17 protein-coding genes are annotated in these 16229 nt (G+C 59.4%); 12 read left to right on the top strand and 5 right to left on the bottom strand.

All coding sequences use genetic code 11. The features are described 5' to 3' along the window. Positions 1-32: 32 nt before the first annotated feature. Positions 33-758, bottom strand: coding sequence for a sulfite exporter TauE/SafE family protein (locus HB376_RS18705; protein ID WP_213765158.1), 726 nt, complete (start codon positions 756-758; stop codon positions 33-35). Positions 759-1032: 274 nt separating this feature from the next. Between HB376_RS18705 and HB376_RS18700 the strand changes: the two genes are divergently transcribed. Further along, the gene (locus HB376_RS18700) at positions 1033-1440 is read left to right on the top strand and encodes a MerR family transcriptional regulator (protein WP_213765157.1); all 408 of its coding nucleotides are present in this window, start codon (positions 1033-1035) and stop codon (positions 1438-1440) included. Continuing rightward, complete coding sequence (locus HB376_RS18695) at positions 1395-1796, top strand: carboxymuconolactone decarboxylase family protein (protein WP_213765156.1); 402 nt, start codon at positions 1395-1397, stop codon at positions 1794-1796. Before HB376_RS18700 ends, HB376_RS18695 begins: the two co-directional genes overlap by 46 nt. Positions 1797-1858: 62 nt before the next feature. Here the strand turns inward: HB376_RS18695 and HB376_RS18690 are convergent, their stop codons facing one another. After that, the gene (locus HB376_RS18690) at positions 1859-2746 is read right to left on the bottom strand and encodes a LysR family transcriptional regulator (protein WP_213765155.1); all 888 of its coding nucleotides are present in this window, start codon (positions 2744-2746) and stop codon (positions 1859-1861) included. 266 nt (positions 2747-3012) lie between these two features. Between HB376_RS18690 and HB376_RS18685 the strand changes: the two genes are divergently transcribed. Beyond that, positions 3013-4089, top strand: a complete 1077-nt coding sequence (locus HB376_RS18685) for a nitronate monooxygenase (protein ID WP_213765154.1) — start codon at positions 3013-3015, stop codon at positions 4087-4089. A 55-nt stretch (positions 4090-4144) separates the two neighbouring features. On the opposite strand, the gene HB376_RS18680 is transcribed toward HB376_RS18685, so the two are convergent. Further along, entirely contained in the window at positions 4145-5545 is a 1401-nt protein-coding gene (locus HB376_RS18680) for a PLP-dependent aminotransferase family protein (protein ID WP_255631427.1), read from the bottom strand. A 107-nt stretch (positions 5546-5652) separates the two neighbouring features. On the opposite strand from HB376_RS18680, the gene HB376_RS18675 reads away from it, so the two are divergent. Further along, a complete protein-coding gene (locus tag HB376_RS18675; protein WP_213765153.1) occupies positions 5653-6540 on the top strand; it encodes a DMT family transporter in 888 nt (295 codons plus the stop codon). A gap of 128 nt (positions 6541-6668) precedes the next feature. Here the strand turns inward: HB376_RS18675 and HB376_RS18670 are convergent, their stop codons facing one another. Beyond that, positions 6669-7655 carry a zinc-dependent alcohol dehydrogenase family protein gene (locus HB376_RS18670; protein WP_213765152.1) on the bottom strand — a complete coding sequence of 329 codons (987 nt, stop codon included), beginning with the start codon at positions 7653-7655 and terminating at the stop codon, positions 6669-6671. Between the two features lie 111 nt (positions 7656-7766). On the opposite strand from HB376_RS18670, the gene HB376_RS18665 reads away from it, so the two are divergent. The 4 genes from HB376_RS18665 to HB376_RS18650 all read left to right on the top strand — a co-directional run bounded on the left by HB376_RS18665 (position 7767) and on the right by HB376_RS18650 (position 11107). Next, on the top strand, positions 7767-8621 hold the full coding sequence (locus tag HB376_RS18665) for a LysR family transcriptional regulator (RefSeq protein WP_213765151.1): 855 nt from the start codon (positions 7767-7769) through the stop codon (positions 8619-8621). Between the two features lie 666 nt (positions 8622-9287). Next, complete coding sequence (locus HB376_RS18660) at positions 9288-9602, top strand: H-NS histone family protein (RefSeq protein WP_255631426.1); 315 nt, start codon at positions 9288-9290, stop codon at positions 9600-9602. Between the two features lie 404 nt (positions 9603-10006). Continuing rightward, a complete protein-coding gene (locus HB376_RS18655; RefSeq protein WP_213765150.1) occupies positions 10007-10438 on the top strand; it encodes a MarR family winged helix-turn-helix transcriptional regulator in 432 nt (143 codons plus the stop codon). Positions 10439-10672: 234 nt separating this feature from the next. Next, on the top strand, positions 10673-11107 hold the full coding sequence (locus HB376_RS18650; protein ID WP_213765149.1) for a tautomerase family protein: 435 nt from the start codon (positions 10673-10675) through the stop codon (positions 11105-11107). A gap of 388 nt (positions 11108-11495) precedes the next feature. On the opposite strand, the gene HB376_RS18645 is transcribed toward HB376_RS18650, so the two are convergent. Then, the gene (locus HB376_RS18645) at positions 11496-11912 is read right to left on the bottom strand and encodes a MarR family winged helix-turn-helix transcriptional regulator (RefSeq protein ID WP_213765148.1); all 417 of its coding nucleotides are present in this window, start codon (positions 11910-11912) and stop codon (positions 11496-11498) included. A gap of 463 nt (positions 11913-12375) precedes the next feature. Between HB376_RS18645 and HB376_RS18640 the strand changes: the two genes are divergently transcribed. From HB376_RS18640 to HB376_RS18625, 4 genes are read left to right on the top strand one after another with little or no spacing between them, the layout of a single operon-like run. After that, complete coding sequence (locus HB376_RS18640) at positions 12376-13251, top strand: ABC transporter substrate-binding protein (protein WP_255631436.1); 876 nt, start codon at positions 12376-12378, stop codon at positions 13249-13251. Next, positions 13248-14468, top strand: coding sequence for an ABC transporter permease (locus HB376_RS18635; protein ID WP_213765146.1), 1221 nt, complete (start codon positions 13248-13250; stop codon positions 14466-14468). Before HB376_RS18640 ends, HB376_RS18635 begins: the two co-directional genes overlap by 4 nt. Positions 14469-14488: 20 nt before the next feature. Further along, complete coding sequence (locus HB376_RS18630) at positions 14489-15427, top strand: ABC transporter ATP-binding protein (protein ID WP_213765145.1); 939 nt, start codon at positions 14489-14491, stop codon at positions 15425-15427. Then, positions 15424-16173: an ABC transporter permease gene (locus HB376_RS18625; RefSeq protein ID WP_213765144.1), complete on the top strand. Its 750-nt coding sequence runs from the start codon at positions 15424-15426 to the stop codon at positions 16171-16173. Before HB376_RS18630 ends, HB376_RS18625 begins: the two co-directional genes overlap by 4 nt. Positions 16174-16229 lie beyond the last annotated feature (56 nt).

The following is a 16229-nucleotide window of genomic DNA, read 5'->3' as shown; positions in this document are numbered from 1 at the left end:
CGGTTTTCAAGCCAGCCAAGCTGGCTTGGGGGCTATTGGCCGGCCGCTGCCCGGAGTAAGGAGAGGCCAGACGACAACATGAGTCCGTCGACCAGCAATTTGAACGTCGACGGCGCCATGCGGACGACGATCGACTTTGCGAAAAACGATCCGGTCATGAGCGCCGTTCCCGCGATCAAACCTTGAAACACGACGCCCGCCGGCAGGGCACCAAACTCCTTGAACGCAGCGATCTTGGTCCCGTACACGGCGAGCGAACCGGCGGCTTCAGTAGCGAGAAAAGCGCCTCGTTCAAGTCCGTAAGACGTAAAAACAGGCACCGTGATCGGACCCGTTGAGACGACAATGCCAGTCAAAAATCCGACTGGGCCGCCGATCAGCGCGAGGTGCAAGAGGCTGAACTTCACCGACCGTCGCGCGAGCCATCGCCGCGTGGGAATCATGGCTACAAAAAATACGCCGAGGGCTATTTCAACTGCGCGGGCGGGCAACAATAACAGCGTGTGAACCCCCAGCGCTGCGCCCGGAACAGCGGTCAGGCAATAGGCGCCGCAAGCACGCCAGTCAATCTCTCTCCACCACGCGACGATCTTGCCGAAATTCCCCATGATCGCGCCGATTGCCATGATGGGGACGGCCTGCTGGGGACCAAACAGGATCACGAGGACCGGCATCAGCATCATGGACGATCCCGTGCCGATAATGCCGCTCAACATGCCGGCTGCCACGCCGACGATTAAAACAAGGACGTATTCCATAGCGCGCGTCTTTGTAGAGATTATTCGAAAAAGCGACATTGAAACGGGACCAGCCAGTACGGCGCACGACGTATGGTACGTGAACTTTCTGCGCCTCGTGACGAGCGGCCGACGAGGACAAAGCGAGCTTTCGAGATTTTCCGGGACTAAGCCCGCACACCTAACGCAACGCCAGTGCCCTGTATTCCGCGTTAGCGGCACAATGCCCGAAAGCGCTTGACTTAGAGTGCGCTCTAAGTCCTACCATGCTCTATGTCGAAACGAGAACGAAGCCATGAAGATAGGTGACATCGCCGGGCAGACGGGCCTCACGGCCCATACGATTCGCTACTATGAACGGATTGGATTGCTCCCGTTCGCGCCGCGAGACAGCGCCGGTCAACGTATGTATGACGCTTCAATCCTTACATGGATCGAGTTCCTTGGCCGGCTAAAAACGACTGGCATGCCGATTCAGGAAATGCTGCGTTATGCCGGGCTTCGCGCCCAGGGTGCAGTGACTGAGGAAGCGCGGTGCAAGCTGCTGACGGAGCATCGCGATCAGGTTCAACTCAGGGTGGCGGAACTTCAGGCATGCCTTCTCGTCCTCGACAACAAGATAGATGGTTATGCCAATGCTCAACTGAGGACCGAAAAATGCAAAACACGATCGAACGCCAAGCGGATCAGGAAAGTCGCCTAGAACGAGGCAAACGGGTGTTGTCGGAGATCGACGGGGAAGCCGGGGAGAAGGTCATCCAATCGCTTGCCGATATCGCCCCGGACTTTGCGAAGTACCTGTTTGAATTTCCATTCGGCGATATCTATTCGCGACCGGGCCTGGACATCCGTGCTCGTGAAATTGCCACCATTGCAGCACTCACCGCGTTGGGCAATGCAACGCCCCAGCTTAAGGTTCATATTGCCGCGGGGCTTAACGTGGGTCTTAGCCGCGACGAGATAGTCGAGACCATCATGCAAATGGCGGTGTATGCGGGATTCCCGGCTGCGCTCAACGGCCTGTTCGCTGCGAAGGAAGTTTTCAGCAATCACGTCTGAGCGGGGTCACTTGAAAGCGCATCTACGCGAAGCCGCTATCTGATCGCTCGCGTCCATATCGTTCAAGCAAGCACGAGCGTGGGGGTTGCAACCGGACGCGCAATCGCGAGAAAGGCGTTAAGCGCGGTGCTCGAATATACTTCGCGGCGACGCACGAACAGCGTGTCAACGCGAGCCTCTTCGGGCGCAATATCATGCACTGCCACGCGGCCCTCGCGCCACGCCGTGGCGACTACGCCTCTCGGCAGCAGCGTCACGCCGACGCCTGCAGCCACACAACCGAGCATGGCATCGAGTGAGCCGAATTTCAGTGGCGTGCTGACCTGCAAGCCATGCCGCGTGAGGACGCTGTCCAGCCGTGCTCTATACGAACATCCAATCCGGAATACGATGGTCTTCACGCTGCCCGACTCCGCAAGCTCAGCGATAGAGCGAATATGACGCGCGGTCACGAGCACCATTTCCTCTCGAAAGATGACCTCGGTGGACAGGTCCTCATGACGCACGGGACCCGCGACAAACGCGCCGTCGAGCCGGTACTGCAGCACGTCGTCGATCAGGCTCGCCGTGGTCCCGGTGCGCACCACCATGTCCACATGCGGATAAGCCAGCGCAAACGAAGCGAGGACGTCGGGCATGCGCAGTGCAGCAGTGGTTTCCAGCGTGCCAAGAACCAGCGGTCCACGCGGGACGCCGTCATCTTTGACGGCGCTGCGTGCGTCGTCGAGTAACCGCGCCATCTGTCTGGAGAAAGGCAATAGCCTGCGCCCCGCAGCCGTCAGTTCTACGCCTCGGTGGTGCCGGTGAAAGAGGGGTGCACCCAATTCCTCTTCCAGCAAGCGAACCCGCGCCGTCACGTTCGACTGAACAGTATGAAGTTCCAGGGCTGCACGATTCATGCTGCCGTTTCGCGCGACCGACTCGAATATGCGTAAATCGGCGGCGTCCATGTCGACTCTCGATATCGGGAAAAGTGATAGCAATTATCACATCAAAGCGCCGCTCGCTCCTTGAAAGCTTGCTAAGCTTTGCGCTGCTGACGGCGTGGGCTAAAGGCCGTCCTTAAGCGGAAAGCAAAAGGTTCTATTGAAAAGTAAAGCGGGCATTGGGAGCGCGTTTTTCGCGGTAATGGAGCCGGCCCGCGCGTGGGTCAAGCCGAGTGCAATGGATGGATCCAAGGCACTCAGGCACCGCAATGATCAAGGAGAAAAGAAGCATGAGTACTTGGCGCAATCGTCGGATTCTCGACTTGTTTGGTATTGACGCACCTATTATTCTCGCGCCCATGGCGGGCCCCGGCACGCCCGAATTGGCCATAGCGGTATGCGAAGCAGGCGGCCTGGGATCGCTGCCTTGCGCGCTACTCACCGTGGAGCAAGCGCGTGACGGCATCGCGTTGATCCGGTCGAAAACGCGCTCCCCGATCAACGTCAATTTCTTTTGTCACGTTCCGCCGCAAGCCGATGTATCGCGCAGCATGGCATGGCGCGCGCGTCTGGCGGAGTATTACGTCGAGTATGGACTCGATCCCGAAGTGACACCGCCCGCGGCAGGCCGTCGTCCATTCGACAGTGACTTCTGCGCGGTCGTGGAAGAATTCAAACCTGAGGTCGTGAGTTTTCATTTCGGACTGCCAGATAAAATACTGTTCGATCGCGTGAAGGCGACCGGCGCGAAAGTCATCGCGTCGGCAACGACTGTCGCGGAAGCGCGCTGGCTTGAGGCGCATGGGTGTGACGCCGTGATTGCGATGGGCGTTGAGGCAGGCGGGCATCGCGGAAATTTCCTGACGCAGGACTATGCCGCTCAGGTCGGCACGTTCGCGCTGGTGCCGCAAGTCGTTGATGCCGTCTCTGTTCCCGTGATCGCCGCGGGCGGCATAACCGACGCACGGGGAATTGTCGCTGCGTTCGCACTGGGCGCGTCGGCCGTGCAGATGGGGACCGCGTATCTGTTTTGTCCCGAGGCGAAACTGCCGGAGGTGCATCGAATAGCGCTGCGCGAGTCGCAGGATGATTCCACTGTGTTGACGAACATATTCACGGGCCGGCCGGCGCGCGGCATTATCAATCGGGCTATCCGTGAACTAGGTCCGCTGTCCGCTGTGGCACCCGCCTTTCCGCTTGCCGGCGCCGCGCTTGCACCGCTCAAGGCCAAGGCCGAGCAGGCAGGCAAGGGCGACTTCACGAGCCTGTGGTCAGGGCAGGCGGCGCGGCTTGGGCGTGAACTGCCCGCAGGCGAATTGACGCGCGTGTTGATCAGCGAAGCGCTGGCGAAGATGGCGCAGGCTTGACGCGTTGCCGGTGACGTTCACCCTTCGCATTGCATGCGTTAAAAGCGCCCGAACGTCACCCATGCATCGCTGCCTCGAGCACAGTAAAAACGCGCGGGTCTGTCGATTGGGCGACATTAAAACGCAGGAACTGGCTTGCGGACTGCGCAACGCTAAACGCATTGCCCGGCGCAAGAATGACGTTGTCTGCCAGCGCCCGGCGGGCAACGTCCGTTGCATCCAGTCCTTCGGGCAGCTTGCACCAGAGAAACATGCCGCCTCGTGGCTCGATCCATGGTTCTATACCAAGTGCTTCCAGCCGCGCGCTTGTTTGTCCCATCGTACGGGACAAGCGCTCCCGTAAGTTCTCCATGTGCTTTCTGTACGTGCCGTCTTTCAGCACGCCGAGAATGAGTTCGCCCGAAAGCCGTCCGCCGCCGAATGAGGTGGCAATCTTTAAATCGATCAATCGTTCGACCCAGTCGCGCCGCACCGCGATAAAACCGCAACGTACTGACGCCGAGAGACTCTTGGAAAAGCTGCCGATATGGACGACTCGCTCCAGGCCGTCGAAAGCTGCCAGACGGGGGGCGGATTCGTGCTCGAAGTCGCCGAAGATATCGTCTTCGATAATCGTGAGACCTGACTGGTCCGCGAGCTTTAGAAGCCGATGCGCGACGACCGGCGAGAGCGTTGCGCCCGTCGGATTGTGAAGCGCGGAATTGGTGATGTACAAGCGCGGCCGATGCTCCGCGAGCGCCTGCGCGAACAGGTCGATATCGGGACCTGCGGGCGTATAGGGAACGCTCACGACCTTGGCCCGGTGAGCACGCAGCAGGGCGAGGAAATTGAAATAGCAAGGGTCATCGACGAGTACCGTATCGCCCGGTTCGAGCAGCAGACGGCATAACAGGTCGATGGCCTGCGTGCCGGATTCGGTGAGGATGATCTGATCGGGTGCCGCTTCAATGCCGCGATCCGCCATGCGGCGGGCGAGCAATTGCCGCAGCGCCGGGAGCCCGAGGGATGTGCCGTAATCGGCCAGCACGGCCGCGTCGGTGCGCGCGACGGATCGCAATGCGCGACGCAGCCCCGCCTCGGGCAGCCACGATGCAGGCAGCCAGCCGCAACCGGGTTTAAGGGCATTCGCGCCGGCCTCCAGCGATTGCCGCGACACCCAGAACGGATCGACAACGCGGTCCAGGCGCGGGCCCAGCTCAGCGAGCGACAGCGGCGGCAGGTGGCCGGCGACGTAAAAGCCGGAACCGCGGCGCGACTGAATGACCCCTTCGGCAGCGAGGCGATCGTAGGCTTCCACCACGGTGGACTTCGAGACTTGCAAGGTTTCGGCGAAGCCCCGGATGGACGGAACCTTGGCGCCCGGCGCCAGGGTGCGTCCGGCAATCCGCTGCCGGATGGCCTGCATGACACGCTCGACCAGCGTGCCGTCTGTGGCAAAAAAGGTGGTGTCTTCCATGTGTACTGATTTTTAACCCATACAGTTTTCCATAACTGTAGTGCACTGTCTCTGGAAAATCCATGCCTTGAGGGCCGATACTGGCTAGCTGAAAATAGGGGAACATGATGGACAAGACGGCAAGCGGATGGACGAACGGTTTCCTCGGGATGCTGATTTTCAGCGGCTCATTGCCCGCGACACGTGTAGCGGTCGCGGCGTTCGACCCGGTCTTTCTCACGGTCGCGCGTGCTGGCATTGCTGGCTTGCTGGGACTGGCGCTCTTGCTGATGTTCCGGCAAAAGCGGCCCGAAAGAGGCGATCTGATTTCGCTCGCAGTGGTGGCGTGCGGCGTCGTCATCGGCTTTCCGCTGCTCACCGCCCTTGCGCTCAAACACATCACCGCCGCTCATTCGGTTGTCTTTGTTGCCTTGCTGCCGCTTTCGACGGCGATCTTCGGCGTGCTGCGCGGAGGTGAGCGTCCGCGCCCTGCGTTCTGGCTGTTTTCTGGTTTTGGCGCCTTGCTTGTCGCCGGATTTGCGCTGGCACAGGGGACGGGGGCGTCACCGGTCGGCGATGTCCTGATGTTCGCGGCCATCGTTGTCTGCGGGCTTGGTTATGCGGAAGGCGGCAGGCTGTCGCGCAAGCTTGGCGGCTGGCAGGTGATCTCGTGGGCGCTGGTGTTGTCGCTGCCTATCATGGCGCCGCTGGCGCTTGCCACCATGCCATCGTCCTGGGCCGATGTGGGTGGCTCGGCATGGATGGGGCTTGCCTACGTCTCCTTGTTCAGTATGTTGATCGGTTTCATGTTCTGGTATCGAGGCCTGGCTCAGGGCGGTATTGCGGCTGTGGGGCAGTTGCAATTGCTGCAACCGTTCTTCGGGCTCGTGCTTGCCGCGACGTTGTTGCACGAGCCGGTCGGCTGGCCGATGGTGGCTGTCGCAACGGCCGTGGTGCTGTGCGTGGTCGGCGCCAAGCGATTCGCGCGACCGGTCGATGTCACGTTATCGCGGTAGTGCATTTTTTTTGGCTGCCCCATGAGCGCGGCCCGGTGCAGGTTAAGCTTCAGACGAACTCAGCGGCCGACCCCGACAGTCTGTTTTGTCTTTACGCGGCCGTGGCAATCCATCCTGATCCAATGCCGCTATTGAACGTCGACGACTATTTTTCCCTTGGTGGTTCCCGCCGCAATAGCCTGATAAGCGAGGTCGGCGCTAGCCAGATCGAAACTGCGTGGGTCCACTCGGGGCGAGAGCTTTCCGGCCTCAACCAGCCGTGTCGCTACCTGCAGAATTTCTCCGTGATGCTCACGGTGCTTGCCGGTTAGCAGCGGTGAGAGCGTGAATACGCCAGAGTATGTTGCTTCGCGGAATGACAACGGCGCGAGGGCGTGTGTCCCCCAGCCTAGCGCGCTCACGACATGCCCGAATTGCCTGACCGCCGAAAACGACGCGTCTAACGTTGCCCCACCTACGGTGTCGGCCACGAGATCAAAACCTTCCCCTCCCGTGTGTTCCTGAACGTATTGCTCGACCGTGTGTTCACGATAGTCGATAGCAGTCGCGCCATAACTCGCCATGAGTTCGACGTCACCCTTGCTCACCGTTGCAAAAACGTGACCGCCTAACGCTCGCGCGAGTTGCACCGAAACGTGCCCGACACCGCCCGCACCACCTTGTACAAGCACCGTTTGCCCAGCGTTCAACTGCGCTCTGTCCACGATTCCCTGATAAGAAGTGATAAAGCTGAGCGGCAGCGCTGCGGCTTCTTTCATCGACAGGTTGGAAGGCTTCAACGCGATCAGTCGAGCATCTACTGCTGCGAACTGAGCGAGTGAGCCCTGGAGACCGCCGACGCCGCCAGTCATTCCGTACACCTCATGACCTACCTTGAACTGATCGACGCCTTGCCCGACCGCTTCGACCACGCCTGCCATATCGATACCCAGCACCAGCGGCAGCGGATGTCTGGCATGCGCGGCGCTGCCCGCGCGAATCTTGATGTCCAGCGGATTCAAGCCGCTCGCTTTAATACGGACCAGCACCTGGCCGGGTTGCGCGCTTGGGCGAGGGACTTCCGTCAGTTCAAGCGGACCGTTATAGCGGCTCAGAACCAACGCTTGCATGTTCATGGTGTTTATCCCGGTGATTGATCGAATTTGCTTGATTCATCTTCGTCCATGCGGGAAATTACGACAATCGACGTTATTGCACGACGACCAAACGTTTATGCATGAGGAAAAATGGACTGGGGCGATGTTCGGATTTTTCTGGCGATTGCCCGCACGGGTTCGCTTGGCGCGGCCGCAAAGCAGACCGGTCAAACACAACCGACAATGGGTCGGCGGCTGCGAGCCCTCGAATCAGCAGTCGGCCAAACCCTGTTTCAACGCACCACGGACGGTTTTGTCCTGACAGACGAAGGAGCGGCCGTACTGATGCACGCGGAGCGTATGGAGGAGGACGCACTCGCGTTCGAGCGCTCTTTGGCCGGCAAGGAGCCGCATCTTACTGGCGTGCTGCGGGTGTCATCGTCGGACTGGTTTGGCATTCATGTCCTGACGCCGCTCTTCGCTGAATTCCTTAAGGCTAATCCGCGCGTGAGCATCGAGCTCGTGACGGATTCCCGCCGGTTCAATCTGGCAAGGCGCGACGCGGATCTGCTGTTTCGCATCACGCAGTTTGACGAGGCAGATGTGATTCAGCGGAAGTTCATGCACATGGACTACGCGCTGTACTCTCCGGTCGACATGGTTCCGCCGCAGGCCGGCGACGGTGACGGGTATAGCCTCGTCACCATGGACAGCGCTTTTGGAACGCTGCCGGACGTCGACTGGGCGAGACGCGTGCTGCCGAAAGCGCACGTGGCGTTCGGCAGCAACAACCGCGGCGCACAAGCCAGGATGTGTGCGGAGGGGGGCGGACTCGCCGTACTCCCGTGCGCGCTCGGGGACAATACGACCGGCATACACCGCATCGATCTGGGAGAGACACCGCCTGGCCGCGACGTCTGGTTCGGTTACCATCGCGACCTGCGCCGGCTCGGAAGACTGCGGGCGCTGCTTGACCTGGTTATCGAGCGATTAGCGAATGTGTGAATCCAGTAGTCCCGCCGATTTAATTCGGCCACCGTATGCTTTCAATAAGCTTCCGGTGTAACGAACATCAAGGCGGATCAGAAGCGTGAAATGGCCCGGAATATTGCCGCGCGCGTATTGCTCCTGCAATACGTTGTGCTCGGCAAACTGAAAGATCGCGCGTTGCGAATCCACGTTTCTTAACGAGTCGGAATGGCCGCGAACGAATTGTTTCACCCGATTCAGAGTCTGACGCCGCGTGTAAGATATCGTTAATATCAATGGCTAGATCAGTTGGGCCGGGCGTGGTATTTATATTTTATTGCCCCGCAACGTGGTTGTTTTCGCTGCGACTCGGCGTGATGCGCGTACACTAGCCGCTGTTTCAGCGAAGAGGCCCCTGGGGAACCACCCCTGCGTGCAGGCAACACCTCTTTCGTCGCCGGCTGATACGGCGTGCCGCCGTTCACGGTGTGATGACTACTGAAAACCCCGACGAAGTTCGCAGGCCGGTATGCCTTTAGTCCGGCAACCGTCGGTCTGGCAGGCTTGGTCTGTTCGCCCAGCGGCCAGACCGGCCGAGACGCAGCGGTGACCCGTTAGCAAAATGCGATTGCCTCTGCGCTTACCTTTGTTGATCAATACGCTGTCGAACACCCAAACAACTTCAAAGAACGACTTTTTATAATGCAAACGGAAATGCCCACCCTTAAAGAACTGCTCGCGCAACGCGAAGCACTTCAAGATCAATTGAACATCGCTCGACAGCGCCAGGCCGAAATCGTCCTCGCTGAAATAGTCGCCAAGATGGGCGAATATAAGATCTCGCTTGCCGAGCTCATGGGACACAACACTCAAGTCAAGGCGACTGCCGCGGTGGCCGCTACAACGGGCGCGCCAAAATATCGTGACGTGGTGAGCGGTGCGACCTGGTCTGGCCGCGGTCGAGCGCCTCATTGGATCGTAGACAAGAACCGTGACGAGTTCCTGGTAACTGCTTGAACCAGTACTTTGATGTGGAGCATCGACGCATTTAGGCATCGACGCATCGACGCATCGACGATGAAGCATGCGATTGCGCAACGCGAGCAAGCCTCGCTCGCGGAATTCGAAAGATCCCAAAGGCCGCGCGAAAAACTTGAGCAACACGTAAGAACCCACTGAAGACGAATTGACGCCTTCGCCCGATGTCGATAAGCGGGCGGGTCGGGCGTCGCGCGTTCTGATCGACGAAACACCTCCTGTAATCTCGCATTGACGCACCACGCGAGATGCGAGCTATACTAAAGAAGTTGCATATGCATCTGATTTTGGCGCTAACCGCGTTTTCCCGGTGCTAAGAGGGTGCTTAATTGCGGTGGTGCAACGGCTTGTGATTATTCGCCGCTAATCGATTCTGGAGTGTCATGTTCACGGACTGCTACTGCACACAATTCCGCCGCTCGGCGAACGCCTTGACGAGCGTCTACGACGACGCGCTCCGGCCGATCGGATTAAAAATCACGCAGTTCTCCCTTCTCCGGGCGCTCGAGCGGCTTGGATCGGCGACCTTCACTGAAATCGCGGTGGAAGCGGCGCTGGATAAGACCACTATCTCGAGAAACCTCAAGGTTCTGATCGATGCCGGCTGGGTCAAGGTCGGCAGCGAAGAAGACGCCCGCTTCAAGGTCGCTACCTTAAGCAAGGAGGGGCTGAAAATGCTGCGGCGTGCGGAGCCTCATTGGCAGGTTGCGCAGAAGCAAGTTGAAAGCGAAGTTCAAAAATTCATGAAGGGGCCAGCCAGCAAGCGACTGTTGGAGGCGCTCGAAACGCTTCAAGGTGTGGGGCGACAGGTGTGACGCTTGTGGTTCCGGCTGACGGTTTGTTGCATCGACTGCCGGGTAAACACGTGTATCTGACGGGTACTGCAAACCATAAGATGTAGCTACAACTAGTTTGTCGGGTTTTTATTTGTTAGATTAGTTGTAGCTGCAACTGTATGGCGTTGAATTTTATCTTCTGCAAAATGGTTGTATATGCAATAGATAAGATGAAATAACGAAAGCCGGTTTTATTGCTCAAGGAGGGGCTATATGCCTACCTATATTGTTTCCGCTGCGAACGGCCGCCTGTCTGCCGATGCAAAACAACGCATCGCGGAAGAGATCACCCGGATTCACAATCAGGCCACCGGCGCGCAGTCTTTCTTCGCTCAGGTGATTTTCAACGAAGTGCCGGAAGGTAATCACTTCGTGGGTGGAAGTCCGCTTCGCTCGGAGCAGATTTTCGTGCACGGACATATCCGCGCCGGTCGCAGCGCAGAGCGCAAGCGTGAGTTGCTTGAGGGCATTGTCGACGCAATTTCGAAAACCACCGCGGTTGCCAAGCGATACGTCTGGGCCTACATATCCGAACTGCCCCCGGCTCAGATGATCGAATACGGCCATGTTCTACCGGAACCCGGTTCTGAACAAAACTGGCTTTCGTCGCTACCCGCCGAAGACCGCGACTATATGCAAAGCATCTGAAGCGGCGTCTGACGTACGCGGCGCCGCTTCCATGCCAAAGAGGGTGATCGATCGACGTTCAACGCGAACATTGATCGATCGCTTGCACAAGCGAATCCTGCATCGACGGATCCTGGAAAAAAGCGTCGAGACTACGGTGCTCATCGTTTGCGAACGCCTGAAGGCACCGCGCATTGTTTGCACGGCTGCTCGAGACAGAACAGGCAAGCGCGACCATCAGCGCTGCTGATCCAAGGACCGCTACAGCGGCGCTGGTGGCTCGTGCCGGAAACCATCGCCACCCCATGCGCTTCTTGACCACGGCCATTCGATGCAACTCGTTATCCATTTGCTTGCCTCCATTATGATTAGCAAGACAACTATTTGCTTTTAAAAAAAGCCGTTGAACTTACACCAATGCCTTCCTCACGTCGTGCATGGACGCGACCGCCGACTCGAACAACTCCGGGCCGATCTTTGCGCGCAAGGTCCGTGCAATCCTGGCGCTGGCATTGTTGATTGGCCGATCGAGCGCCAGACCGGTTGGAGTTGGATGGACTGTCCACTCCCGGCCATCTTCCTTGGCTTGACGGCGTTCGACTAATTGCTTTTCGCAGAGACTGTCGATAAGCCGGGTTGCGGTAGGGCGCGCTATACCCAGGATCTCCGCCACCTGACTGCTGAGGCAGCCGGGCGTAGCCAGCACGACACGAAGCACAAATCCTTGTGGTGGCGTCAGCCCGAATTCTGCATAGACAACAGTCCACTCCCGCTCCACGAGACGGGCGAGGGCAGCCGAGTTGAAGTAAAGGCAGTGATCGAACATGAATCGATTAAATCACAAAATAGTTAGCAAGGCAATTAATTACGGGCTTGTCGTTCCGGTAGATTGCCGCTCGGAAAACCTTGCGTGCCTGGCAAGCAACAGAGTAGGTCTCGCTTCTCGCCTGGTTATCACCTTTAACGCGTTGCTTGGCCGCTCGCCTATCAGCTCTCTCATGGCCGGGTGCATGCAGAGGGTTGCGCGCTTGGCTAAGCGCGGAAAGCGAGACCATTTCCATCGATACCTATTTGCAAATCGGGATTTCTTGGTTTGTGATGGTTTCGCGCACCGTTACTCTCCTCAGCTATTGCAGCCGATTCACTGCTACTTGGTCGATAATGTCGACCCGCGCTTAAGCGACCAAGAAACCGTTCCCCTTAAAAAACGACTATTCAACCGAGGCCACATCCCCATGGGAATCGCAAAATCAATCAAGGCATGGGGCGCCGCCGCGCTCGTCCTGACCATGTCCACTGCTTCCACCGCTTATGCAGCGGACTCGGTCACCGTGGCATCGAAGATCGACACCGAGGGCAATCTGCTTGGGAACATCATTGCGCAGGTGCTGAAGTCGCATGGCATTGCGGTCTCCGACAAGATCGGCCTCGGGACCACGCCAATCGTGCGCAAGGCCATCACGACAGGTGAAATCGACATCTATCCGGAATACACCGGCAACGCCGCGTTCTTCTTCAACAAGGCCGATGACCCGCTCTGGAAGAATGCGGCCAAAGGCTATGAGGAAGCCGCCAAGCTCGATTACGCGGCCAACAAGATTGTCTGGCTGACGCCCGCGCCGGCCAACAACACCTGGGCCGTAGCCCTGCTGGGAACCGTCGCGAAGGCCAACAAGATCAAGACCTTCGAGGACTTCGGCAAGTGGGTGTCGGCGGGCGGCCAGGTCAAGCTCGCGGCATCGGCTGAGTTCGTCAATACCGCGGCCGCACTGCCGTCGTTCGAAAAGACCTATGCATTCAAGCTGAAACCTGAACAACTCCTCGTGCTCTCGGGCGGCGATACATCGGCGACGATCAAGGCGGCCGCCGAGCAAACCGACAAGGTCAACGCAGCCATGGTCTACGGCACGGACGGCGGCATAGCGGCCGCGGGACTGGTCGTGCTGGAGGACAACAAGGACGTGCAGCCCGTCTACGCACCCACACCGCTGATTCGCGAGAGCGTACTGAAGGCGCACCCCGAGATTGCCGGCTATCTCAAGCCGGTATTTGCCAGTCTCGATCTGAAGACCTTGCAGACGTTGAACAGCCGCATTCAGGTCAACGGCGAGCCGGCCGCAACGGTCGCGGCGAGCTATCTGAAATCGAAGGGCTTCGTTAAATGATTGCCGGGACACGGGCCGACGCACGCACCGATGAAACGCCGGCCACGGCCGGCGCGCAGCAGGGTGCAAGCGCCTTGCGTATCGACAAGGTCGGTTCGCTGATCGCAGCGATAGCCTTGCTCGCGCTGGTGTTCGAACCGTTCGTGACGTTTCGGGCGAACCGGATTGTGTCCGGCAAAGGTCTCGGGTTGACCGACATCTTCACAGCCGGGCAGGCATGGGCATTTCTTGCGGTGCTGGCCGCAGGGGCGCTGTTCGCGTTGCTGCGCAGCCGTCCGACGCTTCGGTTCGTGGTCGGCGTTGTCCTGCTCCTGACGCTGTGCGTGCTGCTCGGCCTTGTGCCTGCGCATCTCGTCACTGCCGATAACCCGTTGGCGCGGGTGTCGCCCGCGGGTGGTTTCTGGATCTTGTTCTTCGCGTTCTCGGTGCTGGTAACCGACGCTATCGCCAAGCTCTCGTTCGGACCGGTGCAACATCTTCTTGCGCTTGCACTGGCCGCGGCCGTTATTGCAGCCATTCTTGGCAGTGGCTTATGGAGCGGGTTGTCGGTGATGCAGGAGTATGCGAATCACGCCGATACCTTCTGGCTCGAAGCGGCCCGCCATGTTGAACTCGTCACGGGGTCGGTTGCGGCGGCGGTCCTGATCGGTGTGCCACTGGGCGTTGCGTGCGCAAAGTGGTCGGCGCTGCGTGCCGTCGCGTTACCTGTACTCAACATTATTCAAACCATCCCGAGTATCGCGATGTACGGTTTGATGATGGTTCCGCTAGGGCTTCTTGCCACCCGGTTCCCGCTGCTCGATGCACTTGGCATTCGCGGTATCGGCGTCGCGCCTGCGGGAATTGCGTTGTTTCTCTATTCGCTGCTGCCGGTCGCGGCAAGCGTTGTGGTGGGATTTGCGCAGCTTCCGCACGAGAGCGTTGAAGCTGCAGTGGCGATGGGCATGACCCCGCGCCAGCGGCTCTTTGCGATTGAACTGCCGCTTGCGTTGCCGGTCATCCTGACGGGCGTGCGGATCGTGCTGGTCCAAAACATTGGTCTGGCGACCGTGGCTGCGCTGATCGGCGGAGGTGGCTTCGGTACTTTCGTATTCCAGGGTCTTGGGCAAGCGGCGACTGATCTCGTGCTGCTCGGCGCCGTGCCGACCATCGCGCTCGGTCTCGCTGCGGCAATCGTGTTCAACGCCGTGACCGAACTCGCTAAAGGACGTCACTAAAGGACGCAAGGACGCCACGTATGATCGAAATCGAAAAAATCAGTCGGCGTTTCGGCGATATCGTCGCTGTCGATGACGTCTCGCTCACCATCGAACGAGGCACCATCACCGCGTTTGTCGGCACATCCGGCAGCGGCAAGTCCACGCTCCTGCGCATGATCAATCGTCTGATCGCGCCCACGAGCGGCACGATCCGCATTGACGGAAGCGACACCGCAACCGTGTCGGCTGAGGCATTGCGACGCGGGATTGGTTATGTGATCCAGGGTAACGGCTTGTTTCCGCATTGGACGGTGGCTCGCAATATCGCGACGGTTCCGCGCTTGCTGGGGTGGAGCGCGGCGAGGATCGACCTGCGTGTGCGCGAGTTGCTGGCACTCTTCAATCTGGACGCCGATGCCTACCTGGACAAGTATCCCCATCAGCTTTCCGGTGGTCAGCAGCAGCGCGTGGGAGTGGCGCGGGCGCTGGCGGCGGAGCCTGCAATCTTGCTGATGGACGAGCCGTTCGGTGCACTCGATCCCATCATTCGCGCCAAGGCGCAGGAAGACTTGCTTGCGCTTCAGCGGCGTCTGGGGATCACGGTCGTGATTGTTACGCATGATATGGAAGAGGCGTTGCATCTGGGTGACCGTATTGTGGTGATGGACGGTGGCCGCGTGCTTCAGGCGGCTACGCCTGCCGAGATATTGAGGCGCCCTGCGCCGGGTTTTGTCGAGCGATTGGTGGCGGGCGTCGACCGGCCGTTCCGGCTGCTGTCGCTGATTCCTGTTAGTGAAATCGCCGAAGCGGGCGCCGCCGAGGGCAGTGCGATTGCTGGCACGCAGAGCCTTCGCGATGCCTTGTCCGAGTTGCTTTGGCGTGGCGCGCAGAGCTTGCCGGTTGCATCGGCGGACGGTGCAGTGCAGGGCCGTATATCGCTTGCATCGATCCTGGCGCGTGCCGAGAGGTCCGCATGAAATCAGCTGCCTGGATAGCGCGTACGTTGGCACTTGCCGTACTGCTCACGTTGCTGTTCAAGCCGCATGTGTTCCAGCCGCTCCTTGCCCCGCTGGCTGAAAACGGCGCGCCGGTGCTTTATGACCGGGCGAGCCTGCTGGACCTCACGCTTGCACATCTCGCGATCGTGGCCGCCGCCAGTCTGGTGGGTGCGGTGATTGCGTTGCTTGCCGGGATTTTTGTCACGCGCGAGGCGGGTGTGGAATTCCTGCCGCTCGCGCGCAGCGTAGTGAATATCGGGCAGACGTTTCCGCCGGTGGTTGTGCTGGCGCTTGCGGTGCCCGTGGTCGGGTTTGGTGTCAAGCCGACCTTGGTCGCGTTGATTCTTTATGGTCTCCTGCCGATATTCGAGAGCACTATCACGGGTCTGAAAGAGATTCCGTCTGTGACTATCGACGCGGCGCGAGGCATGGGCATGAGCGCGGCGCGGCAGTTGTTCGCGGTCGAACTGCCGCTCGCGCTGCCGGTTATTCTCGCGGGCCTGCGCCTTTCCGTTGTGATCAATCTGGGGACTGCGACTATCGGGTCGACCGTGGCGGCGAAGGGGTTGGGTGATGTCATTATTGCGGGTCTGCAGACCTCGAATACTGCTTTTATCCTGCAGGGTGGAGTTATTGTTGGATTGCTTGCCGTGCTGATCTATGACGCGATGGGTATTGCCGGGAGGTTGGCGTCAAGGCATGTGAGGGCCGCCGGCGGGGTTTAGGGCCTTTGGGTTTGAGGTGGTCGGTTCTGGGGTTAGTGGTTGGGTCTATGCCGGGG

It is taken from the genome of Caballeronia sp. dw_19 (assembly GCF_018449515.1).
In the GTDB taxonomy this organism is placed as follows: Bacteria; Pseudomonadota; Gammaproteobacteria; order Burkholderiales; family Burkholderiaceae; genus Caballeronia.
Note: the sequence above shows the minus strand (reverse complement) of the source record. Positions and strands in the feature narration are given on the sequence as shown.